Consider the following 539-nt stretch of genomic DNA (forward strand, 5'->3'; position numbering starts at 1 on the left):
TCCTGGCCAGGAGGCTGCAGAATAGAATATATTTTAAGGCAAGCATGGTTTCACCTGCATAAACAAATAAAACACAAAAACAACACATCAATTGCTCATCACAATATCCACATCGACCAACACAAAAACACTAAAGTCAGACATMCAAGTGACGGAGAACAACATCAATTCTCGAGTCAGTGGAAACCGCGAATGTATGGACAATTCATCATGAAACTAATATCAACTATTCAACATTCACACAACAACACACCTAGTTGATGCCTATCAACATACATCACACAAACACCMGTCAACTCACCTGAAACTCATCAACAAATCATTCTTCTCRMCGCCACCCACACACGACCAATCCATTCTATTCCGCACACAAAAACTATACTCCCATCTGTTCAATCCRCWCTCTCTCTCCCTCCATCCATCTCTCTCTCTCTCTCTCTCTCGCCATCATCAAACCAACACCACCGTCGCCGCTCCTACAAAATAAACAAATAAAACACAAAAACAACACATCAATTGCTCATCACAATATCCACATC

The 539-nt window shown here is 41.1% G+C and carries 1 protein-coding gene; it reads left to right on the plus strand.

What is annotated here, in order from left to right; all coding sequences use genetic code 11:
* The coding region (locus DLK05_RS19175; protein WP_209319956.1) for a hypothetical protein at positions 1-261 on the plus strand (261 nt) is incomplete at its 5' end.
* Positions 262-539 lie beyond the last annotated feature (278 nt).

Origin of the sequence: Ancylomarina longa, assembly GCF_003996985.1 — a bacterium.
GTDB lineage: Bacteria > Bacteroidota > Bacteroidia > Bacteroidales > Marinifilaceae > Ancylomarina_A > Ancylomarina_A longa.